Genomic DNA, 25,220 nt, shown 5'->3' with positions numbered 1-25,220 from the left:
GTTGTCCAACGCCAGGAGTTGTCTTATCAATCGGCTACGGGCAACATAGCGGCTTATTTCAGGCTGCCACCGGAACCGCATGAGCGCAAACCACATTCCTGTCCAATTCAGCGATCGTAAGCGTCGTGCCGTTGACCGTCTGACGCGGCGACTGGTCACCTGCTGTGGCGTAGCGATCCTATTGCTGATGCTGCTGCTATTCTGCTGGTTGATTGGCGTGGTATTACCGCTATTTAATGCGCCGGGCCTGCAAATTGCGGCCAGCCAGCAGCTCTGGGATCGTGCGCCCGCTTTAGCCATAGGCAATCAGGGCAGTGTCGGCTGGCGAATCAGTGCACGCGGTGCGGCCCGTTTTATTCCGCTGGATGGACAGCCTGCAGAACCGGCGCTGACCCTGACTCCCGCTCCCGATGACGCTGTGCAGAGTGCCGACGGGCAAACACTGTTGCTGAATATGCAGGGCGCGCTAACGCTGATGCAGCCGACAGCCGACCAGCAATGGCGTTTTCCACTGGGTGACAAACCGTTCCATCTGCCTGATGGCGCGGTGACGAAGATGGCGCTGGCGACGCGTCATGCGAGCCAGTGGCGCATTGCTGCTCTCACCGAGGCCGGACTCCGGGTGCTGACGCTGGGCACCGATCGTCAGGCATCCATTATCCCGCTTCCGCAACGTCAGCTGGATCTGCTGGCACTCTCGCCATCCGGCGATCTGCTCTACACCACTGAAGGCAATCTGCTGCGGGTCTGGCAACTTGATGATGATCGGGCTCTGTTGCGCGAAACCCACATGCTGCCGCAGCCTCCGCAAAGTTTGCATCTGCTGGTGGGAGGGAAAAGCCTGCTGATCCAGGATAACCGCGGCGTCACCCAGTGGTTTGCGATTGCCAGCGATCAGGGGCCACGGCTTCAGCAAATCCGGACCTTTGCCGACAGCAACAGCGACGGTGAGACGATTCTGGTGACGGAATCTCAACGTCGCGTGTTTGCGACCCTCAGTAAGCAGGGGATGCTTCGGCTGTTCGCCAGTAAGCAGGATGGCCCGATACTGCAGCGTCAGCTGGCGCCGGGCATTGTGCAGGCGCAGTTCTCTCCCCACGGCGACAGCCTGCTGATTGAGCGGCCGGGCAGCTGGCAGACACTGCGGCTTGATAATCCGTGGCCGGACGTCACCTGGCGCAATTTCTGGCAAAAGATCTGGTATGAAAACTACCCTGGGCCCGACTGGGTCTGGCAATCGACTGCGGCCGGTGATAACTATCAGGCCAAATTCAGCCTGATGCCGATGGTCTCGGGAACGCTGAAAGCGGCCAGTTTAGCACTGCTGTTTGCGACACCGCTGGCGCTGGCGGCGGCGATGTACACCGCATGGTTTATGGCGCCAGGCCTGCGGCGCTGGGTTAAACCGGCCATTGAGATGATGGGTGCGCTGCCGAGCGTGGTGGTGGGGCTGATTGCCGGGATTTGGCTCGCGCCGCATATCGGTCAGGCGCTGGTGGGTGTGCTGCTGCTGCCGCTAACGCTGGCAGGCGCGCTGCTGCTGTGCGGCGTATTCAGCGCGCGTTTACCACCACGCTGGCGTCAGCCGGGACGTGAGGTCATGGTTCTGCTGCCGCTGTTGCTGCTGGTCACGCTGCTGACGCTGTGGCTGCCCACACTCTTTATACCGGATGCCGGTGACTGGCTCCCGCATTACGAGCAGCGCAATCTGCTGGTGGCTGCGCTGGCGATGGGCTTCGCGCTGGTGCCGCTGATTTTCACCCTCTCAGAAGATGCGCTGTTTAGCGTGCCTGCTGCACTGGGGCAGGGCTCGCTGGCACTGGGGGCGACGCCCTGGCAGACACTGACCCGCGTCGTGCTGCCGGGAGCCTCTGCCGGTATTTTCGCCGCCCTGATGATCGGTCTGGGACGCGCCGTAGGAGAAACCATGATTTTGCTGATGGCGACCGGCAATACGCCGCAAAGTGAAGGTGGCCTGTTCAGCGGGTTGCGCGCGCTCTCTGCCAATATCGCCATTGAGATGCCGGAAGCAGCAGCGGGCAGTGCCCACTATCGCGTGCTGTTTCTCAGCGCACTGATGCTGTTGCTGTTTACGCTGGTGATTAACACGGTTGCCGAGCTGATCCGTCAGCGACTGCGTCAGCGCTACAGCCAGCACGAGGAGCAGGCATGAAAGCGATGCGACAGAATGACCGCTGGCGCTGGTTAACCGCCGGTGCCGTCGCCGTCTGCCTGCTGGCTTTTACGCTGCTGATTGGCCTACTGGCGTGGCAGGGCGTTCGCGCTTTCTGGCCGCAGCGCGTTGACCTTTATACGTTCAGTCAGCCTGAGGGCGGTGAAACACGTCTGCTGGGCGAAACGCTGGAACATCAGCGACGTTTTCCGGCCCCGGCCGATGAGCAGGGTAACAGCGGCGGTCAGGTGAATCGCTATCTGATCAAAACCGGTAACCGTGACTGGGACGCACCCGATTTCCGGGTCGTCTACAGTCGCACGGCAGCGAAGGTCAGCCAGCCAGCAGATATCATGGTGCTGCAACGCCGCAGTCACGGCCAGGCTTATGGCTGGTTTGTTGGCCTGCGTGAAGATAATGAAGAGTTAACTGCGCAGGATCCCGATGCGCTGCTGAATCAGCGGCTCGGACAGGTGCAGATGCTGGTGAGGCAGGCTAACCAGATTCGCCGGGTCGGGATGGCGCGCATCAACAGCCAGCGTGAGGAGCTTGATGAGCAGGCGGCCACAAACCGTGCTGCCGGCCACTTTGATCTGCAGGCCGAATCGGAATATCAGGCCAATCAGGCTGCCTTACAGCGCCGCTTCAATCAACTGAGTGAGACACTGGCTTCTCTGCAACTGCAGAGTCAGCGCGATGTGTTAGTTCTGCGGGATGTGCAGGGCACCGAACATGCGATCCCGCTGACCGAAATCGTTGACAGCTGGAAGCCTAATGCGATGACGCTGACCGGCAAAACCGGACATTTTTTGCATCAGCTGTGGCGTTTCGTCAGTGACACACCCGCCGAGGGTGAAAGTGAATCCGGGGCGTTTCCGGCGATATTTGGCACCGTGCTGATGGTGCTGCTGATGTCGGTGGTGGTGATGCCGCTGGGCGTCATTGCCGCCATCTGGCTGCACGAATATGCCGGACGCAATGCGCTGACCAGGCTGGTGCGTATCGCAGTGGTCAATCTGGCGGGCGTCCCTTCAATCGTTTATGGCGTATTTGGTCTGGGCTTTTTTGTCTGGCTGGTGGGCGGCACCCTTGACCAGCTCTTCTTCGCCAGCGCGCTGCCGAATCCCACTTTTGGCACGCCGGGTTTGCTGTGGGCCTCACTGACGCTCGCCTTGCTGACGCTGCCGGTGGTGATTGTGGCGACGGAAGAAGGCTTATCCCGTATTCCCAACAGCCTGCGTCAGGGTTCGCTGGCGCTGGGCGCGACCCAGGCGGAAACGCTGTGGAACGTGGTGTTACCGATGGCAGTGCCGGCCATGTTGACCGGCCTGATTCTGGCGGTAGCGCGTGCTGCTGGTGAAACCGCACCGCTGATGCTGGTGGGGGTAGTAAAAATGGTACCGGAACTGCCGGTCGACGCAGTGTTTCCTTATCTGCATCTGGATCGCAAGTTTATGCATCTGGGCTTCCAGATTTACGATCTGGCGTTTCAGAGTCCGAATATTGAAGCTGACCGGCCGCTGGTGTTTGCCACCGCGCTATTGCTGGTGCTGATTATTCTGTCGCTTAATCTGCTGGCGATGGGCCTGCGCCACCGTCTGCGTGAACGCTATCGTCTTATGACTCAATAACAGGCTATGACTATGACGTCCGACACGGATATCGCGCTGACCGTTAACCATCTGTCGCTGTGGTATGGCGAGCGCCAGGCGCTGCAGGATATTTCTCTGCAGGTGCCGAAAAACAGGATTACTGCGCTGATTGGCCCCTCAGGCTGTGGCAAGTCGACGCTGCTGCGCTGCTTTAATCGTATGAACGACGTGATTGATCACTGCCGGGTAGAGGGCGACGTGCTGCTGGATTCACTGCCGATCCTGCAACCCGGACAGGATCTCTCCGCGCTGCGCCGTCGGGTCGGTATGGTGTTTCAGCGGCCCAATCCTTTTCCAAAGTCGATCTATGAGAATGTGGTCTATGGGCTGCGTTTACAGGGTGTGCGCGATCGGCGGGTATTGAACGAAGCCTGTGAACGGGCACTGCGCGCGGCGGCGCTGTGGAGTGAGGTGAAAGATCAGCTGTCACAGAATGCGCTGACGCTTTCGACCGGACAGCAGCAGCGGCTGGTGATTGCCCGTGCCATTGCGATTGAGCCGGAAGTGCTGCTGCTGGATGAGCCGACCTCCGCGCTGGATCCGATCTCCACGCTGGTGATTGAAGAGTTGATGACCACACTGAAGCAGCATTTCACGCTGGTGCTGGTGACGCACAACATGCAGCAGGCGTCGCGGGTGTCAGATTACACTGCGTTTATGCATCAGGGCGCGTTAGTGGAGTTTGATGAGACCGACCGGATTTTCACCGCGCCGAAACAGCGACGGACTGAAGATTATATTACGGGGCGTTACGGCTGAGGGAGAGGAAAAATGGGTATTCTGACTGACAACTCCTGAATTCAAAGCGATGGGAGCTTATGCCTGTAGTAAAGTATCGCTGACCAGGGACAAAAACGCCGGGGGCGTTTTTGAACAACGCAAAGCGTTGGTCTGGCAACGGGCGCACCTCAGGGATGAGGTGCGTAATCGTCCGCGCTGAGCTGCCATGGATAGCATTTTTTGCGTCTTTACGGAGGGCATAGGCTCCCTGAATCTTTACTCTGCCAGTACTTCATAAGAAGCCCTGGCTTCCCATGCATCAGTCGTTAGCATAGCCCTGCGGCGGCAGCGGTTCGCCATCCAGCCAGGCTTTGCCGTCTCGCATTTCCAGCCGACCCTCAACAAACCAGCTGATCACCAGCGGATAGATAGCGTGTTCCTGGTGCTGCACCCGCTCCGTAATCTCCGCTTCACTGTCGCCAGGAAAGACCGGCACTTTGGCCTGCAGGATCACCGGACCACCATCCAGCTCGTCCGTCACGAAATGCACGGACGTGCCATGTTCGCTGTCGCCATTTTCCAGCGCCTGACGATGGGTATTCAGACCCGGATATTTCGGCAGCAGGGAAGGGTGGATATTCAGCAGGCGATTATGGAAATGCGCCACAAAAGCGCTGCTGAGAATGCGCATATATCCGGCCAGCACAATCAGGTCTGGACGGTATGCGTCGATTTCAGTGATGAGCTGACGATCAAAGGCTTCGCGGTCAGCGAAGTCACTGGCGGCAAGCGCATGGGCGGGAATGCCCGCCTCCTGCGCCCGCGTCAGGCCATAAGCGGCGGCACGGTTGCTGAACACGGCAGCGACGCTGCCGTGAATCTGCCCGCTTTCACAGGCGTCAAGGATGGACTGAAGGTTACTTCCGTTGCCGGAAATCAGTACAACCAGCTTTTTCATCCGTTAATAACCACACGCTCTTCAGCATCCGACGCTTTAATCACGCCGAGCTTCCAGGCTTTCTCGCCTGCGGCCTGCATCAGCGCAATCGCCTTGTCCGCCTCTGCCGGGCTCAGGGCAATGATCATGCCGACGCCGCAGTTAAAGGTGCGGTACATCTCGAAACGGCTGACGTTGCCCGCCTGCTGTAACCAGCTGAATACCGCCGGCCATTCCCAGCTCTTCTCGTCGATCACGGCCTGAGTATTGTCAGGCAGTACGCGCGGAATATTCTCCCAGAAGCCGCCGCCGGTCAGGTGCGCAATAGCGTGTACATCGACCTGCTCAATCAGGCTCAGGATATTTTTCACGTAGATGCGGGTCGGTTCCAGCAGATGATCAGCCAGCGGTTTGCCTTCCAGCTGTTCAGCCAGTGGATCCGTGTTGCTGACTTCCAGAATTTTGCGCACCAGCGAATAGCCATTGGAGTGCGGGCCGCTTGATCCGAGGGCGATCAGTACGTCACCATCCTGCACCTTGCTGCCATCAATGATTTCTGACTTTTCCACCACGCCGACACAAAAACCCGCCACGTCGTAATCTTCGCCGTGATACATGCCTGGCATCTCAGCAGTTTCACCGCCTACCAGCGCACAACCCGACTGCAGACACCCTTCGGCGATGCCGGTGATCACCGCAGAGGCGGTTTCCACATCCAGTTTGCCGGTGGCGTAGTAGTCGAGGAAGAAGAGCGGCTCAGCGCCCTGTACCACCAGGTCGTTAACGCACATCGCGACCAGGTCAACACCAATGGCATCGTGGCGTTTGAGATCCATCGCCAGGCGCAGCTTGGTGCCGACGCCATCGGTGCCGGAGACCAGCACCGGTTCACGGTATTTTTGCGGCAGCGCGCAAAGCGCACCAAAACCGCCCAGTCCACCCATCACTTCCGGGCGACGCGTCTTTTTCACTACGCCTTTAATACGGTCAACCAGAGCGTTACCAGCATCAATATCAACACCGGCGTCTTTGTAACTGAGAGAGGTTTTGTCGGTCACTGCGAGGTCCCCACGCGAATTGCGGTTGGTGGTTAAAATAAAGCGCGGCAATTCTATCAGTGCAGGCAAACGTTTGCGAGTCCGGGATTGCGCATCGGGCGATTTTCATTAATCCTCTATTTGTTCCGGTAAAAGCCGCGGCTTTGCGCAAGAGCAGGTGGCGCAGGGCGCAAAAGGCGGTATAATCCCGCGATTTTTTTTTAGCTCAACTCATTCCGGGAGAACACCAATGAAGATCGTGGAAGTCAGACACCCGCTGGTCAAACATAAACTGGGCCTGATGCGTGAGCATGATATCAGCACAAAGCGTTTTCGCGAGCTGGCCTCTGAAGTGGGCAGCCTGCTGACCTACGAAGCGACCGCCGATCTGGAAACAGAGCGCGTCACCATTGAGGGCTGGAATGGCCCGGTAGAGATCGACCAGATCAAAGGCAAAAAAATCACGGTGGTCCCGATTCTGCGTGCCGGCCTGGGCATGATGGAAGGGGTGCTGGAGCACGTTCCCAGCGCCCGTATCAGCGTGGTGGGTGTTTACCGTGATGAAGAAACCCTGGAGCCAGTTCCCTACTTCCAGAAGCTGGTCTCTAACATTGAAGAGCGCCTGGCGCTGGTGGTTGACCCGATGCTGGCGACCGGCGGTTCCATGATCGCCACCGTCGATCTGCTGAAGAAAGCGGGCTGCACCAGCATCAAAGTGCTGGTTCTGGTTGCTGCACCAGAAGGGATTGCCGCGCTGGAGAAAGCGCATCCTGACGTCGAGCTTTATACCGCGTCAGTGGACCAGGGACTGAATGAAAAGGGTTACATCATTCCCGGGCTCGGCGATGCCGGGGACAAAATTTTCGGAACCAAATAAAACGCACAGCCGACCAGAGAGTCGGCTTTTTTTTGGCAAAAAACACCCCACGGATTCGGCCTGCCGCAAGGCGCACCGGCGTGCCTGCTGCTGTGCCTGAGGCCCGAATCGTCGGGGAAAAAATAAGGGGATAAATGATGACTCGTCGCGCCATTGGCGTCAGTGAACGACCGCCGTTACTGCAAACCATTCCACTCAGCCTGCAACACCTGTTTGCCATGTTTGGTGCCACGGTACTGGTACCCATTCTGTTTCACATCAACCCGGCGACAGTGCTGTTGTTTAACGGGGTCGGCACACTGATTTATCTCTTTATCTGTAAAGGCAAAATTCCCGCCTATCTGGGTTCGAGCTTTGCTTTTATCTCGCCGGTGCTGCTGTTATTGCCGCTGGGTTATGAGGTCGCACTGGGCGGGTTTATTCTGTGCGGCGTGCTGTTTTGCATCGTGGCGCTGATTGTCAAACGCGCCGGAACCGGCTGGCTTGATGTGATGTTCCCTCCGGCGGCGATGGGCGCAATTGTCGCCGTCATCGGTCTGGAGCTGGCGGGTGTGGCCGCGAATATGGCGGGCCTGCTGCCTGCTGAAGGCAGTACGCCCGACAGTAAAACTGTGCTGATCTCGCTGGTCACGCTGGCGGTAACCGTTTTCGGTTCCGTGCTGTTCCGTGGCTTCCTGGCGATCATCCCGATTCTGGTCGGGGTCGTGGCGGGTTATCTGCTTTCCGCGTTTATGGGCATCGTTGACTGGAGCGGCGTGGTCAAAGCGCCCTGGTTTGCACTGCCGACCTTTTATACGCCGCGCTTTGAGTGGGTAGCGATGCTGACGATTTTGCCTGCGGCGCTGGTAGTGATTGCCGAGCATATCGGTCATCTGGTGGTCACCGCCAATATCGTGAAGAAAGATCTGATTCGCGACCCCGGTCTGCATCGTTCAATGTTCGCCAACGGTTTATCGACCGTCATCTCCGGCTTCTTTGGTTCCACGCCCAACACCACCTACGGTGAAAACATCGGTGTGATGGCGATTACCCGCGTCTACAGCACATGGGTGATTGGCGGCGCAGCGATTCTGGCGATTCTGCTCTCCTGCGTTGGCAAACTGGCGGCGGTGATCCAGGCGATCCCGGTTCCGGTTATGGGCGGTGTGTCGCTGCTGCTGTATGGGGTCATTGGCGCCTCCGGTATCCGGGTGTTGATCGAATCCAAAGTCGATTACAACAAAGCGCAGAACCTGATCCTCACCTCGGTGATCCTGATCATCGGGGTCAGCGGGGCGAAAGTGCATATCGGCGCAGCGGAGCTGAAAGGCATGGCGCTGGCGACGATAGTCGGTGTCGGACTGGCGTTGATCTTCCGGATTATCTCGCTGCTCAGACCGGAAGAAGTGGTGCTGGAGGCTGAAGAACCGCGCGAGCAGTGATCGCTGCGAGCCTGACAGGATCCGGGGCAGGGACGCCCCATTCATCTCTTTCTGAAAACTGTGTTAGACTTCCCCCGATTTTTTGCTTGTTCTCTTGCTGAGGTGCTTCTGAACACGCCGGCACAATTGTCATTGCCACTCTATTTACCTGACGATGAAACCTTCTCCAGCTTCTGGCCGGGGGAAAACCCGTCGCTGATTGCCGCCCTGAAAGGCGCGCTCAACCAACAACATGGCAGCTATCTCTACTTCTGGTCACGCGAAGGCGGTGGGCGGAGCCATTTGCTGCACGCCGCATGTGCCGAAATGTCCGCGCGCAGTGAAGCCGTGGGCTATGTTCCGCTGGATAAACGCACCTGGTTTGTTCCGGACGTTCTGGAAGGGATGGAGCAGCTGTCACTGGTCTGTATCGATAACATCGAGTGCATTGCAGGCGAGCCGGAATGGGAAATGGCGATCTTCGATCTCTATAACCGCATTCTGGAAACCGGTAACACGCGTCTGTTTATCACCGGCGATCGTCCGCCACGCCAGCTTAATCTTCAGCTGCCCGATCTCGCCTCGCGCCTTGACTGGGGGCAAATCTATCGCCTGCAGCCGCTTTCTGATGAAGATAAATTACAGGCGTTGCAGTTGCGTGCCGGGTTACGCGGATTTGAGCTGCCTGAAGATGTGGGTCGCTTCCTGCTGAAGCGACTCGATCGTGAAATGCGCACGCTGTTTGATACGCTGGATCGTCTTGATCGCGCCTCGATCAGCGCCCAGCGCAAACTCACCATTCCCTTTGTTAAAGAGACGCTCGGCCTTTAAAGAATGTCGAGCACCGCATCTGGCGGGCGGCCAATCCGCGCCTTATCGCCATTGATCACTATCGGCCTTTCAATCAGCACCGGATTCTCTACCAGCGCATCCAGCAGCGCACTTTCGCCTTTGTCGTCAAGCGCCAGCTCGCTGTAGATCGCCTCTTTAGTTCGCATTAACTCGCGTGCGCGCTGCATACCCAGTTTCTGTAACAGGATTTGCAGCGTCTCGCGGTCGGGCGGCGTCTGCAGATAGAGCAACACATCCGGCTCAATTCCGCGGGCAGTCAGCAGCGCCAGTGTCTCGCGGCTCTTGCTGCAGCGCGGGTTGTGATAAATCGTCACCATCTCTGACTCTCCTTTCTTCTCTGTTCGCGACGTGCTGGCGGTGTGAGTGCTTAGCCTTTCTGATACTGCTTAAAGCGCTGTTGTAACTGGCGCAGCTGATCGATACGGGCATCGTAACGCGCCTGTTTCAGGCTGCCGAGCGGCACCTGTGCGCTGGCACTGCTCAGGGTGGTGATCGCCTGATCAAGCTGGCCATTCAGCGCAAGGCTCTCTGCCCGCGCCGATAACTCTTCATCATGCAGTCCCTGCTGTGCCGAGGCCTGTGCCAGTAAATCCCAGCCGTTGGGATCGTCTTTATTGGCCCAGGTGTAGCGGTTCAGAATACGGCTGGCATTGGCATACTGTTTCGCTTCAACGTAGGCATTGGCCAGATTGAGCTGCACGACCGGACTGTTTTTGGCACCGGTTGCGGCGGTGAGCAGGGCGATGGCCTGCTGTGGCTGATTCAGGCCGATATCAATGTCCGACATGATATCCAGGAACCAGACATTATTGGGCTGCTTCGCCAGCAACGGGGTGATAATACGTTTCGCATCGGCGTAACTCTTCGCCTGCAAAAACTGTATGGCTTTGCCATATTGTGACGCCATCTGCTCACGGGAATTGCCGCTGGCATACTGACTCAGCAGTTCGTCAGTAAGCTGATTACGTCCGGTAGAGTACATGCCCAGCGAACGCACCTTTGCCAGATAAAAATCTTCCGTGGATTGCACCACCACCGGCCGCATCTGATTAGCACGGTTGCGGGCATCCGCCAGACGACTGTCGGGCAAGGGGTGCGTCAGCAGAATTTCAGGTGGCTTCGAAGAGAAGCGGCTCTGGTCGGCCAGTTTTTGCAGAAAGTTCGGCATTGCCTGGGGATCGAAGCCAGCGCGCTGCAGCACCTGAATCCCGATGCGGTCTGCTTCCTGCTCATTGCCCTGCGTAAAGCTGATAATTCCCTGCTGCGTTCCCGCCAGAGTACCCGTCAGCGCGGCCATGCCCGCCTGCGGACTGGCCATCGCCAGCAAAATGGAGCCCAGTGCACCGACCCAGGTCAGCGGCGCGTTACGCTTCTGATCTTCCATGGCACGCGCCAGATGGCGCTGGGTGACGTGCGAGATTTCATGTGCCATCACTGAGGCCAGCTGGCTTTCGTTATCAGTGAAGCGGAACAGCGCCGAGTGCAGCACCACGTTGCCACCGAAAAAGGCAAAGGCGTTAAGCTCGTCGTTCTGGATCAGAAAGAAATGGAACGGCGTTTTCACCGAGTCGGCGTGAGAAACGAGTCGTTGCCCCAGCTGATTAATGTACTGATTAAGCAGCGGATCGTTGATTAGCGGCGCACTGGCGCGCAGCTGGCGCACATAGAAGTCGCCCATCTGCAATTCCTGATTAATTGATAGCGTCGAACCCGCCGTAGTACCAATATCGGGAAGTGAGTCACTGACATCGGCGTTAGCGGGTGTCAGAGTGGAGAAAATGAGCGTCGGAAGGAGCGCGGCGATCAGCGTTTTCTTTAACGAGTTCAACATGCCTGAATCCTGTAGAGAGGCCCTGAGAATGGACAGGTGCGCAGCGGGAATGTTCCGTTTTTCGCAGATAACGACGGTTCGTAACTATCTTAACCAGGGCCTCAAAAGAAAGAAATGTTGTTTTCTGGCAAATTGCCCGCCTGATTTGAGCAAGATCGCCGATTATGAAGAAAAAAATTGAACATCATGACAGTTTAAACGGCAGTTAAACGAAAAAAAACTGGCGGGGTATTGCCGGGGTCGTCAGCGGTTAAATTATGGCGTTGTTGTTTATTTACATTGCGCTTCGTTGAATCAGAGCAGAATCTGCTGCCAGACAACCGAAGCCAGTAAGCTTATTTTTATAAAGTTATGTAAATTCACTCAAAAAAACTGAACATGGCATGTGTTTTTCCAGGTCTACTCTGAAAAAATAGCGCACTCTGCGCCGCTAAATGCCTTTCAACCATTGATAAATCAAATCGTCTCTCCCGCCTTATTCCACGTGTTCCAGATTAGCCTGGTGGTTATTTTTATATAATGAATAGCATCGAAAAGGAAAAAGGAGAAATAGTCAGGTCCACTCCAGATAAGACTTTTTATTTCTCATCATGAAACTTTTCGATTAATTCCGGCTGTGAATAATTCCAATAGTTATCAGCGCTGCGTTGACCTGAATTTACAGAGGCAAGCATTACACCTGCGCTGTGGTATAGATAGCCGACCTGATTCAATTCTGAATCTGCCAGACAAAATATGCCGGAGAGAAGGGTTATGCGTTCAGTTGTTTCATACGCGTTAATCGCCATTATTGGCGGCGTCGTTGGCGCGGCTGTCACACAGAGTGGCGATATTTACGACAAAGTGACACGCCATTTTGCAACCGAGCCACAGGAAGCGCCCGGATTCTGGAGCACGCCGGCGATTGAAGGTTACGGAAAAATTCATTACGAGCCTGACGCCGCGTTTAAACCGGTGCCGGGCCTGAGTAACAAAATTGTTTTCCAGATTACCCGAAGTGACGGGGCGATGACCGCACCCAATCTGGGGCTGGAACGTGTAGCCAGGGTGGTCAATCTCTATATCGCCTCGGGTATTCCGGCTGACCAACTGAAGTTTGTGGTGTCAGTCACCGGAGATGCGACGCCCGCCATGCTGGACAATGCCCATTTCAAACAATTTTATGGCATCGAAAATCCAAACCTGAAGCTGATTAATGAGCTGAATCAGGCGGGAGTGAAAGTCTCGGTCTGCGATCAGTCCGTGGCATTCCATCACTATCCCAATAACTGGATTGATAAATCCGTGGTACATGCGCTTTCCAGTCCAACCACCGTATCAACCCTGCAAAATCAGGGATACGCGTGGCTGGCAATGTAATTCATATTTAAATAATTGGGAGAAACGTAAATGCGTCCAGCAGCTTTAGTGGTGATGGCAGCCGTTGCCGGATTTATTGGGGGCAATGTTTTACAGTTGCCGGAATTATACGATAAGGTCAGTGGGAAAATGGCGGATAATAAATCTGAGCCTGCTGATTTCTGGAGTACGCCAGCAATCGAGGGCTACGGAAAAATACATTATGTCGACACGCCCGCATTTAAACCCGGCACGACAGCGGGCCTGAGTAATAAAATTGTTTTCCAGATTAACCGTAATGAAGGCGATATTCGTAAGCCGAATCTGGGTCTGGAGCGCGTAGCGCGTGTCACCAACCTCTATTATGCGGCGGGTGTGCCACTCGACCAGCTGAAATTTGTGGTGTCGATTAACGGTGATGCAGTGTCATCAGCGCTGAATAATGATCAGTTCAGCAAAGCTTATGGCGTCGATAACCCGAACCTGAAGCTGATCAGCGAGCTGAAAAAAGCGGGCGTTCAGGTCACTATCTGTGATCAGTCTGTCGCGTTTCATCAGCTTGATCGCAACTGGATTGACCCGATGGTCACTCATACCATCTCCAGCGGCACCACCGTTGCCACCCTGGAAAACAGCGGTTACGCCTTCCTGATGCTTTAACTCTCCAGCAGCGGCGTCACTGCCGCTGTCATCTGCCAGTCAACTTCCTGAGATACGCCTGTCATATAACGCCACTAGTTTAGACCGCAATGAGATCGATCTCATTGACGATAAACGAGGCAGACATGACCGATTTACTCAGCGTAGCCAGACTGGCAGGGGTTTCCCGCGCAACCGCTGCGCGCGCCTTCTCTGATCCTCATCTGCTTAAACCGGGTACCCTGAAAAAGGTGCTTGCCGCCTCAGAACAGATAGGTTTTCGGCCGAATCACATTGCCCGTCAGCTCCGTACCCGCCACTCCACCACGCTCGGTGTACTGCTGCCTTCTCTGCTCAATCCGGTTTTTGCCATGCAATTGCAGGCGATGGAGCAGCAGGCACAGCAGGCAGGCTATGCGTTGCTGGTGGCGACCAGTGATTATCAGGCTGAGCGGGAAGCAGCCATTGTCGAACATATGCTGCACCAGCGTGTTGCCGGTCTGGTACTGACGGTGGCAGACGCCGACCGCAGTGCGCTGCTGCCCACACTGGCGGCAGCGAAGATGCCGTTTGTACTGACCCACAGCGTGCCCCAACAGCACGCGTGGCCTGCTTTGCACGTCGACAACCGCAAAGCGATGGCCGAAGCGACCACCCATCTCATCTCTCTGGGCCACCGTCACATCGTGATGGCCGCAGGCCCAATGCAGCAATCCGATCGCGCGCGTCTTCGCTTTCTCGGCTACTGCCAGGCCATGCAGCAGGCTGGTCTGACGCCGCAGGCGATGATTGAGATGCCGAGCCATATCCACTCCGATTTCAAGCCGCTGCTGCCGCTGATGAATGCACCTTCGCCGCTGACTGCAGTGATTTGCAGTAACGATCTGCTGGCTATCAGCCTGCTGGGGGCGGCTGCGCGTGCAGGTGTCAGCGTGCCGCATCAATTGTCAGTGATCGGTTTCGACGGCATTGCGCTGGGCGAACAGCTTTCACCGTCACTGGCGAGCGTGGTTCAGCCGATTGCGCTGATGGGAACGCTCGCCATTGATCTGCTTCTGAATCCGGGCAGTGAAACCCACCTGCTGCCCCATCATTTACGGATCGGGGAGAGTATCGCCCCGGCATTTTATGGCTCTTCTTCAGGGAAACATCATGTCACTCACGTTTAATCTCAGATATATCGCCAGCGCGGCGCTGCTGGCCGGCTGCACGCTGACCAGTTCATGGGTCCAGGCGGCGGAAAATGCTATCTGCTACAACTGTCCGCCTGAGTGGGCCGACTGGGCCACGCAGCTTCAGGCGATTGAAAAAGCGACCGGCATTCATGTGCCGCAGGACAATAAAAACTCGGGTCAGGCGCTGGCGCAGCTGGTGGCAGAGAAAAATAATCCGGTTGCCGACGTGGTCTATTACGGCGTCAGCTTCGGCATTCAGGCTGTCAGTGCTGACGTGGTCAGCGCGTATAAGCCGGCTCACTGGGATGAAATCCCGGCCGGTATGAAAGATCCGGCGGGCAAATGGGTAGCGCTGCACTCCGGCACCATGGGCTTTATGGTGAATGTTGATGCGCTGGGTGGCGCGCCGGTGCCACGATCCTGGGATGATCTTCTGAAGCCGGAATATAAAGGCATGGTGGGTTATCTTGATCCGGCCAGTGCCTTTGTGGGCTATGTGGCCGCAGTCGCGGTGAATCAGGCCAAAGGCGGCAGCCTGCATGACTTCACTCCCGCCATCAACTGGTTCAAAGCGCTGCAGCGCAACCAGCCCATTGTGCCTAAGCAGACCGCCTATGCGCGGCTGATTTCAGGCGAAATCCCGATTCTGATCGACTATGACTTCAACGCCTATCGCGCCCGCTACAAAGATCACGCCAATGTCGAGTTTGTTATCCCGAGTGAGGGAACGGTGACGGTGCCGTACGTTATCAGCCTCGTGAAGAACGCGCCGCATCCGGCCAACGGTAAGAAAGTGATCGATTTCGTGCTGTCCGATGCGGGTCAGGCAATCTGGGCCAATGCCTGGCTGCGTCCGGTACGGGCTGGCGCGATGTCACCTGAGGCGAAAAAATATTTTCTGCCTGACAGTGATTATGCGCGCGCCCACACGGTCGATTATCAGCAGATGGCCGATGCACAGAAGGGCTTCTCCGCCCGCTATCTGAGTGAGATTCGCTGATGTCACTTTCAGACATTAATTCCTTAACCACGGGCGGGCCGCTTAGCCATCGGCTCCGCCCGCTGGGGGCAAACTGGCCGTGGATGCTGTTGCCTGCGCTGCTCTTCTTTGCTGCCTTCTGGCTGCTGCCGTTTGCCCGCCTGTTACAGATCGGCATGACGGAGGATCGCACCACGCACCACAGTGGCTACTGGACGGTAATCAGTCAGCCACAATATCTGCAAAGCCTGCTGAATACCGTCCTGCTCTCGGCGGCGGTGACCCTGGTCACGCTGCTGATTGCGGCGGTGGTGGGCTGCTTTCTGGCGCGGCAGCGCTTTCCCGGGCGAGGAACGCTGCTGGCGCTGCTGACCTTTCCGCTGGCTTTTCCGGGCGTGGTGGTGGGATTTCTGATGGTTATGCTGGCGGGGCGTCAGGGTGTGCTGGCGCAACTCAGTCTCAGCCTGTTTCATGAACGCTGGGTCTTCGCCTATTCACTCAGCGGCTTATTTGTTGGCTATCTCTACTTTTCGCTGCCGCGCGCCATCGTAACGCTGGTGGCGGCCAGTGAGAAACTGGATAGATCGCTGGAAGAGGCGGCCCGTTCACTGGGTGCCAGCCAGTGGCGCATCATCATAGACATCATCATACCCGGACTGAAACCGGCGCTGCTCTCCTGTGGTGCACTCTGTTTCGCCACCAGTATGGGCGCGTTTGGCACCGCCTTTACGCTGGGTACCGAACTCGCTGTGCTGCCGCTGACCATTTACGGTGAGTTCACCAATTACGCTAACTTTGCCACTGCGGCGGCACTCTCAGTCGTGATGGGCGCCGTGGCCTGGCTGGCGCTGATGCTGGCTAATGGCCTTACGCGCCGGAAGGAGCATGAATCATGAAACGACGGGGTCTCTTCTGGCTGCAGGTGGCGATCACCAGCCTCACCGCACTGTTTATGATCGTGCCGGTCATGCTCTCGATGCTGGCGGGCGTTACACAGAACTACTTCGCGGGCCTGCGCAGTGGCCTGACACTGAAGTGGGTGGAGCAGGTGTGGCAGATGTATGCCGACACCTTCTGGCTGTCATTACTGATTGCGCTGAGCTGTCTGGCGGTGACGGTCATTGCTGGCATACCCGCCGCCTGGGGCTTACTGAAGTCACCGTCACGCTGGGCCTCGCGTATTGAGGAGTGTCTGATGCTGCCGGTGGCGTTGCCGGGCCTCGCCACCGCGCTGGGCATCATTCTGCTTTACGGTCAGTTCAGTGCGTTGCGCGACAGCTGGCTCTTTATCCTGATCGGCCATGTGCTTTTTACACTGCCCTTCATGATTCGCCCGGTGCTGTCGGTGATGCAGGCGATTGATCTTCCGCGCCTGGAAGAGGCCGCCGCCAGTCTGGGGGCGAGTTTCTGGCGTCGCTTTTTTACTGTGGTCGTTCCGAACTGCCGTAACGGCATTCTGGCGGGTGCATTTATGGTCATTACCCTGTCGGTGGGGGAGTTCAACATTACCTGGATGCTCCACACACCGCTGACCAAAACGCTGCCGGTGGGGCTGGCCGACAGCTACACCTCCATGCGGCTGGAAGTCGGGTCCGCCTACACGCTGATCTTTATCATGATGATTTTACCGCTGCTGCTGTTGCTTAACGCCTGTAATCACTGGCTGGAACGGCAAACGTCGCGGCAGCAGAGAGAGGAAACTGTATGAATGAGGCCATCAATGTGACGCTGCGCCACTGCTCGCGTCGCTTCAATCAGCAGGTCGCGCTGCATCCGCTCGATCTGCGCGTGCATGCCGGAGAAACGCTGGTTCTGCTGGGACCGTCGGGCTGTGGTAAAACCACGCTACTGCGCATTATCAGTGGCCTGGAAAGCAGCGATCCGCCGGGCGAGATCTGGTTTGATCAACGTAACGTTACCGCGCTGCCGATTGAGAAACGCAATGTCGGCATGGTGTTCCAGAACTACGCGCTGTTCCCGACACTTAACGTGGCGCAGAACGTCGCCTATGGCCTGAAGGTGCAGGGCGTGCCGCGTGCCGAGCGAGAGGCGCGGGTTGCAGAGATGCTGGCGCTGGTTGATCTGACGCCTCTGGCACATCGCGCGATTGATAAGTTGTCCGGCGGGCAGAAACAGCGTGTGGCGCTGGCACGTGCGCTGGCCGCCCGGCCTAAAGTGCTGCTGTTTGATGAGCCGCTGGCGGCGCTTGATGCCAGGCTGCGCGACCGACTGCGTCTGGAGATCGGTGCGCTGCTTAAGCGGCTGGCGATCACCGCCGTTTACGTCACGCATGATCAGCAGGAGGCGATGGCGCTGGGCGATCGCATCGCGGTGATGGAGCAGGGCCGTCTGGTGCAGCTTGATACCCCGCAGGGCATTTATCAGCGTCCTGCTTCCCGCTTTGTGGCCGATTTTGTGGGTGCGATTAACTGCGTTGCGCACGACCCGGAAGGCCATCCTGTGCGTTTTTGCCGCCCGGAAGATGTTCTGCTGGCCGATGATACGCGCTATGCACAGCGCGGCGTGGTGGTGGGCAGTATGTTTCTCGGCGCTTCACAGCGCTTACTGATTGATATCGGACTGGATAATCCCATTCAGGTCGATCGTCATGCGCGCGAAATCTGGCAGGCGGGGCAGCGTATCAGCTGGTCGCTGACCAGCCACGCCGCGCTGGAATTCAGTTGCTAAGGAGTCTGTTGTGTCTCTTCAACCCACATTGATTGCTCAAATCAGCGATCTGCATATCAAGGCCCATGGCCGCCTCTCATACAAACAGGTCGATACCCATGCGGCGTTACTGCAGGTTATCGATACCCTCAACTCGCTGCAGCCGCGACCTGATGCAGTGGTAATTACCGGCGATCTGGTCGATTTTGGCAGGCCGGATGAGTATCAGACTTTGCGGGAAGCCCTGCAGCGCCTGCAACCGCCGTTTTATCTCATGGCGGGCAATCACGACGACCGCGAGGCGCTGCGGGCTGCCTTCCCTGATCACGGCTATCTGCAATCCGGACCCACACTGAACTGGCAGCTGAGTGTGGGCGGCGTCAGGTTGATTGCCCTGGATTCCAGCGTACCGCAACAGCCGTGGGGTGAGGTAGATGAGGAACAGTTAGAATGGCTGGACCAGGCGCTGGGCATGTCCGCGGATCAGCCCACCCTGGTCATGCTGCACCATCCGCCTTTTGCCTGCGGCATTGCGCATATGGATCGGCAACGGTTACGCCATCCGCAGGCTCTTGAGGCGATCATTGCCCGTCATCCGCAGGTAGAACGGGTGTTGTGTGGACATCTGCATCGCAGCCTGCAGACCCGCTTTGCTGGCACGCTCGCCTGTGTCGCGCCGGGCGTATCGCATCAGGTCGCGCTGGATCTGCATCCGGAGGGGCCCGCGCACTTTATCCTGGAGCCGCCCGGCTATTTACTGCATTGCTGGCAACCCGGAGAGGGAATGGTCACACATCAGTGCGCGATTGGCCATTTTTCAGGACCCTGGCCATTTTACGATAGTCAGGGATTAATCGATTAGTGCCAGCTAAATCTGTATTAAGCGGGGTAAAATTTGTCTTAGTGCTGCTCAAAAATGCCGACACAGTGTAGACTTAAGCCCGGATATCAGGGCCTCTGGCACACTTAAAAAAATAATCAGGCATTCACGACATGACACTCATCTTCGGCGCGGCGACGCCATGCTAAAGCACATCCGGCCCAAGGCCGATTTGCGCAATCTGATCGCCCTGCTGGTGATTGTCAGCATTGTTATCACACTCGCGAACGCGCTCTACGCTACCTGGCGGGTTCAGCGCCAGGTGCTTATTGACACCACGCTTGAGGCTAACCGGGCGTATGCCGCCAAGCTCGCCTCAACCAGTGAAATTTTCTTCCAGCTGGCGCAGTCTCAACTTCATTACAGCGCCAATCAGCTCAGCCGTGACTTTACTAATCAGGGGCTGCTGAACAATGAAGTCAATCGACTGCGTGAGCAGACCACCAGTTTCAACTCCGTCGCGATCGTGGATGCGCAGGGCGTGATCAAAGCAATTTCCCCCGAGTCACTGACGTTACAGGGTATGCACCTCACCAGTGACGCCTCGCGAGAGGCGCTGACCCTGCGACAGCCGATCATCAGTAAACCCTCCCTTTCTGCCGCCAATAATCTGCTGGTTTTTGTCTCATGGCCTGTCTGGAGTCCCGAGGGTGACTACCTGGGCTACATCGGCGGCACGATCTACCTGAAGAAGAAAAGCATACTCAATGCGCTGCTGGGTGAGCAGTTCTATCGCGATGGCACAACGGTTTATGTGCTCGATAGCAACAATGAGGTGTTGTATCACCAGAATCGTCAACTGATTGGCAAAACGCTGCCTGCCATCGTCAATCCGCGTGATGACCAGACCAATGGCTCGCTGATGCTTGCCGGTCCGGGTAATGCCACACAGCTGGCGGGCTTTGCCGTGGTGCCGACGACAGGCTGGACAGTGGTAGCGTTGAAGCCGATTAACGTCACACTGGATCCGCTGTCCGGTCTGTTGATGAAAGTGCTGAAAAATTCTGTGCCGTTCGCGCTGCTGACTCTGCTGGTGGCCTTAGTCATGGCACGTCTGATTGCCCGGCCACTCTTCCAGCTGGCGCGCAAAGCCAGCCGGATGGATGCGCAGGGCGTATCAAAAGAAATTGGCGGCATCACCGCCTGGTATTTTGAAGCGGCCCAGGTAAAGCGTGCGCTGCTCACCGGTATTGGGCTGGTGCAGGATAAAATTGGTCGCCTTAACTCAGAAGCGCAGACCGATCCGCTGACTCAGGTACTCAATCGCCGGGGTCTGAATGCGGTGCTGGAGTACTATCGGACCCTGCGTCAGCCTTTTTCGGTGCTGGCACTGGATATCGATCATTTCAAAAACGTTAATGACAGCTGGGGCCACGACGTGGGCGACCGGGTCATTCAGCAGGTGGCAAGTACGCTGCGTGCCAGCGCCCGTCAGTCTGATGTGGTCTGTCGCAATGGCGGAGAGGAGTTCCTGATGCTATTGCCAGGAACGGCCCTGGATGAGGCGCAGATCATCGCAGAACGCGTACGGGTGGGCATTGCTGAAGCCTGGCTGACTGACGTGGGGCGCATTACCTTGTCTATTGGCGTGGCGGCCTGGAATGGTTCGCAGGATGCGGGACTGGAAAACAGCCTGAAACAGGCGGATGCGGCGCTCTATGAGGCGAAGAGTGCCGGACGTAACTGTGTGATCGTTGCCGACTCCTAGTCGGGTGAAACCGGATGTTTCATTACGGCAGGGTAAACGTGCGGGAAAAAGAGAAGCAGGGGCGCGGCGGTCAGACTAACGCGCCCCTTAACATCAGGCTGATTTGACGTAATCCAGCACCATGTCGTGGTGATTCGACGTCTTAAAGTTATCAAACACTTTTTCGATCTTGCCCTCGGCATCAACCAAAAAGCTGATGCGATGAATACCGTCATAGGTTTTCCCCATAAACGTTTTTTCACCCCAGACGCCAAACGCCTGGCAGACTTCATGATTTTCATCTGACAGCAGCGTAAAGTTCAGCAGCTCTTTTTCGACAAACTTTGACAGTTTTTCCGGTTTGTCGGTGCTGATACCCAGCACTTCCACGCCCGCTTTTTTCAACTCATCCATGTTGTCACGCAGACCGCACGCCTGCACGGTGCAGCCTGGTGTCATCGCTTTCGGGTAGAAGTACACCAGAACGCGCTGTCCCTGGAAGTCGGTCAGATTCACGTGTTCGCCGTCCTGGTCAGGCAGGCTAAATGCGGGTGCAGTATCTCCGGCTTTCAGTGGATTCATCACATCTCTCCATTTTCTTATTCAGGCTGTGGGTAATACACCATCCGGCCAGAAACGGCCAGCAGCAACATTACCATCAGGGGGTATTTCACCACATAGCCGCGCATTCAGGCGTCAGTAATGTGGAGAAATAACTCCGGTTTAAGGACCAAAGCTTAGCGTATCGCGCTGACAGGTTCGCTGCTGTCGGCGTCTGAGAAACTGTAGAGACGTAGCGTTCCCTGGGCATTCAGCTCCTGGCACAGGGTATTAAAAGCCTGCTCAAACGACGTGCCACGGGTTCGCGTTGGACTGTGGGCCGTCATTTGAATATAGAGTGTCGGTGGCAATTCGTGTTGCGCAGGTGTGATTCGCGACACCAGTTCGGCCACGTTCATCTGATGCTTATCAATAAGATCGGTGAAACGCTCAATAATATGCGGCGAATCGGCCACTTCAACCTGGATGAATGCGGTGTCCGGCATCGGCGGACGAAGCCGGGCATTGGTTCGCTTCATGACGATCAGCAGCTCCAGCTCTGCGCCTTTCAGCGGCAATGTCGATTCAATCAGTGTGATTGCGTTCCAGCTGCCCGACAGCAGCATAATAAACGTGAACTCATCCCCGAGCATGGCAAGACGGCTATCTTCAATATTACAACCGCAGCTGCTGACGTGTCGGGTAATGGTGTTGACGATACCCGGACGGTCAACACCAAGCGCGGTGATCACCAGATGATGGGGCTGAGATTGCGGCAAAATGGCTTTTCCTCTGCTTTCGCTAATAACCATAAGGTAAACATAAAAAAAACTGCTGACAAGCGCGGGAATGGCGTGGCTTGCTTGCTTTTCCCTAAGTGTAAAACGTACCATGAAGCACTTGTTTGTCGAGGGGATCGCCAATGTTTACGGGAAGTATTGTTGCACTCGTTACGCCAATGGATGACAACGGTAATGTCTGCCGGTCGAGTCTGAAAAAACTGATTGATTATCATGTCGCCAGCGGCACCGCGGCGATCGTTTCCGTCGGCACCACAGGCGAATCTGCAACCCTGAGCCATGAAGAACATGGTGATGTGGTGATGCTGACCCTGGAACTGGCTGATGGCCGTATCCCGGTGATAGCCGGAACCGGTGCAAACGCCACCGCTGAAGGCATCTCTCTGACGAAGCGTTTTGAAAATTCCGGCGTGGTGGGTTGCCTCACCGTGACGCCTTATTACAATCGTCCGACCCAGGAAGGGCTGTTCCAGCACTTCAAAGCGATTGCGAATAGCACCAGCCTGCCACAGATGCTGTATAACGTTCCCTCGCGCACCGGTTGTGACATGCTGCCGGAAACCGTTGCCCGCCTGGCCGAAATCAAAAATATTATCGGAATCAAAGAGGCAACCGGGAACTTATCGCGTGTTAGTCAGATCCAAGAGCTGGTAAATGAAGATTTCATTCTGGTGAGTGGCGATGACGCGACTGCGCTGGACTTTATGCAACTGGGCGGTAAAGGCGTCATTTCGGTGACCGCAAACGTCGCTGCACGCGAAATGGTTCAACTGTGTCAACTTGCACAGCAGGGCAATTTCGTTGAGGCACGCCGCCTGAATCAGCGTCTGATGCACCTGCACCAGACGCTTTTCTGTGAACCCAATCCTATCCCGGTGAAATGGGCTGCGAAACAGCTAGGATTAATCGCTAACGACACGCTGCGTCTGCCAATGACGCCACTGACTGCAGCTGGCCAGCCGAAAGTGGAGCAGGCGCTGGTGAAAGCGGGTTTGCGATAATTTAGGGAGTTTGAATGAATTACTCAGTAAAGCGGTCAACAGTAGCCACAGTGGTGGGGCTTTCTACCCTGATGCTGTTGTCGGCCTGTTCAAGTGATCAGCGTTATAAGCGCCAGGTCAGTGGTGACGAATCTTATCTTGAAGCCAGTCAGTTAAGTGAACTGAAAGCGCCGGCCGGCATGATCCTGCCGGTACAGCGTGGTGATTACGATGTACCGCGCACCAGCAGTCAGGCACCGACCGGCAAGCAGCTCGACATTCGTCCACCTGCCCAGCCGCTGGCCCTGATGAACGGCACCCGTGCGCAGTTCAGCAACAACACGGGCGCACTGATGATTGATAGTAGCCGTGGTTCAGTCTGGCCACGCGTCGTGAGCGTCGTGCAGTCAAACAATTTCGCGATTGCTTCACGTAATGACGCCGGCCAGCAGCTGACGACCGACTGGGTCCAGTGGAATCGTGCTGATGAAGATCAGCAGTATCGTGGTCGCTACCAGATCAGTGTGCAGTCGCAGAGCTATCAGCAGCAGCTCACCGTACGTCTGCTGGAGCTGCAGCAGGCGGGTAAAACCGTTACCTCACCTGTGCAGATCCAGCGCTATACCGCGCAGATGCTGAATGAAATCAGCACCGGTCTGGACAAGATTGATACCGCCAGTGAAAACGCGGCGGCAGGTCGGGTGAGTGGGGCTATTGATGTGCAGAGCGGCGCAGATGATACCGGCCTGCCAATGCTGATCCTGCGCACGCCATATAATGTGGCGTGGCAGCGTCTGCCTGAAGCGATGAAACGCGTTGGGATGGAGGTGACGGATACCACTCGCTCAACGGGTAGCATGAAAGTGACCTACAAGTCACTGAGCAGCAGCGACTGGGATTCCATTGGCGCAAAAGACCCGGAATTACCTGACGGTGATTACAAAGTGCAGGTCGGTGATTTGGACAACCGCACCAGTCTGCAATTTATCGACCCGAAAGGGCATGTGCTGACCCAGTCGCAGAACGATGCGCTGGTGGCCGTGTTCCAGGCGGCGCTGAACAAATAAAGTTGCCTCAGGCCGGAGATTCTCCGGCCTTTTTATTTTGTTTTTGGCATAATAGCGCGCGGCGAAGTAAACGATTGCGTCAAGGCAATCGCCGCAGCGGCACTGGCCGCTGAACACCCGTTATTTCAAGTCTGGAGTGAATAAGATGCAAAAGCGAGCTGAGTTGTATCGCGGTAAAGCGAAAACCGTATACAGCACCGATAATCCGGATCTGCTGATACTCGAATTCCGCAACGATACGTCAGCAGGTGATGGCGCCCGAATTGAGCAATTTGATCGCAAAGGAATGGTTAACAACAAGTTTAACCACTTCATCATGACCAAATTGCAGGAAGCGGGTATTCCAACCCAGATGGAAGCGCTGCTGTCTGATACCGAAGCGCTGGTGAAGAAGCTGGAGATGGTGCCGGTAGAGTGCGTGGTCCGTAACCGCGCCGCAGGTTCGCTGGTAAAACGTCTGGGCGTGGAAGAGGGCATTGTGCTCAATCCCCCGCTGTTTGATCTTTTCCTCAAAGATGATGAAAAGCATGACCCGATGGTCAACGAATCCTACTGCGAAACTTTTGGCTGGGTCAGCAAGCAGAACCTGGCGCGGATGCAGGAACTGACCTTTAAAGCCAACGAAGTGCTGAGCAAGCTGTTCGACGATGCGGGTCTGATTCTGGTTGATTTCAAACTTGAGTTTGGTCTGTTTAACGGTGAAGTCACGCTGGGCGATGAGTTTTCGCCAGATGGTGCACGCCTGTGGGACAAAGAGACCCTGGATAAAATGGACAAAGACCGTTTTCGCCAGAGCCTGGGCGGCGTAGTCGAAGCTTATGAAGCAGTGGCACAGAGGCTGGGCGTAAAACTCGACTGAGTCAGCCTGCAGTGCAGTAAGTAAGCAGAATAAAACGGAGAGCCCAGGCTCTCCGTTTTCATTTCAGCCTAAAGCTGGTGATTGCCCGGTCACGCAACTAAAATCATGCCATCTGAAAAAAATGACTGAG

24 protein-coding genes are annotated in these 25,220 nt (G+C 56.4%); 18 read left to right on the top strand and 6 right to left on the bottom strand.

Annotation, left to right across the window (positions count from 1 at the left end):
* Positions 1-79: 79 nt before the first annotated feature.
* The 3 genes from AC6I77_RS14115 to pstB are packed head-to-tail and all read left to right on the top strand — an operon-like array spanning position 80 to position 4,584.
* On the top strand, positions 80-2,173 hold the full coding sequence (locus AC6I77_RS14115) for an ABC transporter permease subunit (protein WP_497817064.1): 2,094 nt from the start codon (positions 80-82) through the stop codon (positions 2,171-2,173).
* Positions 2,170-3,804: a phosphate ABC transporter permease PstA gene (gene pstA / locus AC6I77_RS14110; protein ID WP_003848739.1), complete on the top strand. Its 1,635-nt coding sequence runs from the start codon at positions 2,170-2,172 to the stop codon at positions 3,802-3,804. Before AC6I77_RS14115 ends, pstA begins: the two co-directional genes overlap by 4 nt.
* Before the next feature lie 12 nt (positions 3,805-3,816).
* Positions 3,817-4,584 (top strand): phosphate ABC transporter ATP-binding protein PstB, encoded by a 768-nt coding sequence (gene pstB, locus AC6I77_RS14105; RefSeq protein WP_003848740.1) that lies wholly within the window; start codon positions 3,817-3,819, stop codon positions 4,582-4,584.
* A 280-nt stretch (positions 4,585-4,864) separates the two neighbouring features.
* Here the strand turns inward: pstB and purN are convergent, their stop codons facing one another.
* Both purN and purM read right to left on the bottom strand, forming a co-directional pair.
* Entirely contained in the window at positions 4,865-5,503 is a 639-nt protein-coding gene (gene purN, locus AC6I77_RS14100) for a phosphoribosylglycinamide formyltransferase (RefSeq protein ID WP_375150746.1), read from the bottom strand.
* Positions 5,500-6,540 carry a phosphoribosylformylglycinamidine cyclo-ligase gene (gene purM / locus AC6I77_RS14095; RefSeq protein ID WP_003848745.1) on the bottom strand — a complete coding sequence of 347 codons (1,041 nt, stop codon included), beginning with the start codon at positions 6,538-6,540 and terminating at the stop codon, positions 5,500-5,502. The genes purN and purM overlap by 4 nt, the downstream gene beginning before the upstream one ends.
* A 229-nt stretch (positions 6,541-6,769) precedes the next feature.
* Between purM and upp the strand changes: the two genes are divergently transcribed.
* The 3 genes from upp (at position 6,770) to hda (ending at position 9,627) form a co-directional block, all read left to right on the top strand.
* On the top strand, positions 6,770-7,396 hold the full coding sequence (upp, locus tag AC6I77_RS14090) for a uracil phosphoribosyltransferase (protein ID WP_003848753.1): 627 nt from the start codon (positions 6,770-6,772) through the stop codon (positions 7,394-7,396).
* 137 nt (positions 7,397-7,533) lie between these two features.
* The gene (gene uraA, locus AC6I77_RS14085; protein ID WP_497817228.1) at positions 7,534-8,817 is read left to right on the top strand and encodes a uracil permease; all 1,284 of its coding nucleotides are present in this window, start codon (positions 7,534-7,536) and stop codon (positions 8,815-8,817) included.
* A 102-nt stretch (positions 8,818-8,919) separates the two neighbouring features.
* Positions 8,920-9,627, top strand: a complete 708-nt coding sequence (hda, locus tag AC6I77_RS14080; protein ID WP_033743385.1) for a DnaA inactivator Hda — start codon at positions 8,920-8,922, stop codon at positions 9,625-9,627.
* Here the strand turns inward: hda and arsC are convergent.
* Positions 9,624-9,965: an arsenate reductase (glutaredoxin) gene (arsC, locus tag AC6I77_RS14075; RefSeq protein ID WP_497817063.1), complete on the bottom strand. Its 342-nt coding sequence runs from the start codon at positions 9,963-9,965 to the stop codon at positions 9,624-9,626. The genes hda and arsC overlap by 4 nt on opposite strands.
* 50 nt (positions 9,966-10,015) lie before the next feature.
* On the bottom strand, positions 10,016-11,479 hold the full coding sequence (gene bepA, locus AC6I77_RS14070) for a beta-barrel assembly-enhancing protease (RefSeq protein WP_485522864.1): 1,464 nt from the start codon (positions 11,477-11,479) through the stop codon (positions 10,016-10,018).
* 753 nt (positions 11,480-12,232) lie between these two features.
* On the opposite strand from bepA, the gene AC6I77_RS14065 reads away from it, so the two are divergent.
* The 9 genes from AC6I77_RS14065 (at position 12,233) to AC6I77_RS14025 (ending at position 20,865) form a co-directional block, all read left to right on the top strand.
* Positions 12,233-12,838, top strand: coding sequence for a DsrE family protein (locus AC6I77_RS14065; protein WP_003848761.1), 606 nt, complete (start codon positions 12,233-12,235; stop codon positions 12,836-12,838).
* Positions 12,839-12,868: 30 nt separating this feature from the next.
* Positions 12,869-13,477, top strand: coding sequence for a DsrE family protein (locus AC6I77_RS14060; RefSeq protein ID WP_003848763.1), 609 nt, complete (start codon positions 12,869-12,871; stop codon positions 13,475-13,477).
* Between the two features lie 125 nt (positions 13,478-13,602).
* On the top strand, positions 13,603-14,625 hold the full coding sequence (locus AC6I77_RS14055) for a LacI family DNA-binding transcriptional regulator (protein ID WP_497817062.1): 1,023 nt from the start codon (positions 13,603-13,605) through the stop codon (positions 14,623-14,625).
* Complete coding sequence (locus AC6I77_RS14050; protein ID WP_003848768.1) at positions 14,609-15,631, top strand: ABC transporter substrate-binding protein; 1,023 nt, start codon at positions 14,609-14,611, stop codon at positions 15,629-15,631. The genes AC6I77_RS14055 and AC6I77_RS14050 overlap by 17 nt, the downstream gene beginning before the upstream one ends.
* Positions 15,631-16,506, top strand: coding sequence for an ABC transporter permease (locus tag AC6I77_RS14045; RefSeq protein ID WP_039659561.1), 876 nt, complete (start codon positions 15,631-15,633; stop codon positions 16,504-16,506). The genes AC6I77_RS14050 and AC6I77_RS14045 overlap by 1 nt, the downstream gene beginning before the upstream one ends.
* A complete protein-coding gene (locus AC6I77_RS14040; RefSeq protein WP_008926548.1) occupies positions 16,503-17,318 on the top strand; it encodes an ABC transporter permease in 816 nt (271 codons plus the stop codon). The genes AC6I77_RS14045 and AC6I77_RS14040 overlap by 4 nt, the downstream gene beginning before the upstream one ends.
* On the top strand, positions 17,315-18,298 hold the full coding sequence (locus AC6I77_RS14035) for an ABC transporter ATP-binding protein (protein WP_003848773.1): 984 nt from the start codon (positions 17,315-17,317) through the stop codon (positions 18,296-18,298). Before AC6I77_RS14040 ends, AC6I77_RS14035 begins: the two co-directional genes overlap by 4 nt.
* Before the next feature lie 10 nt (positions 18,299-18,308).
* Positions 18,309-19,139 (top strand): phosphodiesterase, encoded by an 831-nt coding sequence (locus tag AC6I77_RS14030; protein ID WP_003848775.1) that lies wholly within the window; start codon positions 18,309-18,311, stop codon positions 19,137-19,139.
* 160 nt (positions 19,140-19,299) lie between these two features.
* Positions 19,300-20,865 (top strand): sensor domain-containing diguanylate cyclase, encoded by a 1,566-nt coding sequence (locus AC6I77_RS14025; RefSeq protein ID WP_008926546.1) that lies wholly within the window; start codon positions 19,300-19,302, stop codon positions 20,863-20,865.
* Positions 20,866-20,958: 93 nt separating this feature from the next.
* Here AC6I77_RS14025 and bcp read toward each other — a convergent pair whose 3' ends face one another.
* Positions 20,959-21,426 (bottom strand): thioredoxin-dependent thiol peroxidase, encoded by a 468-nt coding sequence (bcp, locus tag AC6I77_RS14020; RefSeq protein ID WP_003848783.1) that lies wholly within the window; start codon positions 21,424-21,426, stop codon positions 20,959-20,961.
* A gap of 155 nt (positions 21,427-21,581) precedes the next feature.
* Positions 21,582-22,163 (bottom strand): glycine cleavage system transcriptional repressor, encoded by a 582-nt coding sequence (locus AC6I77_RS14015; protein ID WP_497817061.1) that lies wholly within the window; start codon positions 22,161-22,163, stop codon positions 21,582-21,584.
* Positions 22,164-22,306: 143 nt separating this feature from the next.
* Between AC6I77_RS14015 and dapA the strand changes: the two genes are divergently transcribed.
* From dapA to purC, 3 genes are all read left to right on the top strand, one after another.
* Positions 22,307-23,185 (top strand): 4-hydroxy-tetrahydrodipicolinate synthase, encoded by an 879-nt coding sequence (gene dapA / locus AC6I77_RS14010; protein WP_003848787.1) that lies wholly within the window; start codon positions 22,307-22,309, stop codon positions 23,183-23,185.
* Positions 23,186-23,199: 14 nt separating this feature from the next.
* Positions 23,200-24,231, top strand: a complete 1,032-nt coding sequence (gene bamC / locus AC6I77_RS14005; protein WP_003848789.1) for an outer membrane protein assembly factor BamC — start codon at positions 23,200-23,202, stop codon at positions 24,229-24,231.
* A gap of 145 nt (positions 24,232-24,376) precedes the next feature.
* The gene (gene purC / locus AC6I77_RS14000; protein ID WP_003848791.1) at positions 24,377-25,090 is read left to right on the top strand and encodes a phosphoribosylaminoimidazolesuccinocarboxamide synthase; all 714 of its coding nucleotides are present in this window, start codon (positions 24,377-24,379) and stop codon (positions 25,088-25,090) included.
* Positions 25,091-25,220: the final 130 nt, after the last annotated feature.

The sequence above is a fragment of the Pantoea sp. X-Soil-ISGK-259 genome (assembly GCF_059730705.1).
Note: the sequence above shows the minus strand (reverse complement) of the source record. Positions and strands in the feature narration are given on the sequence as shown.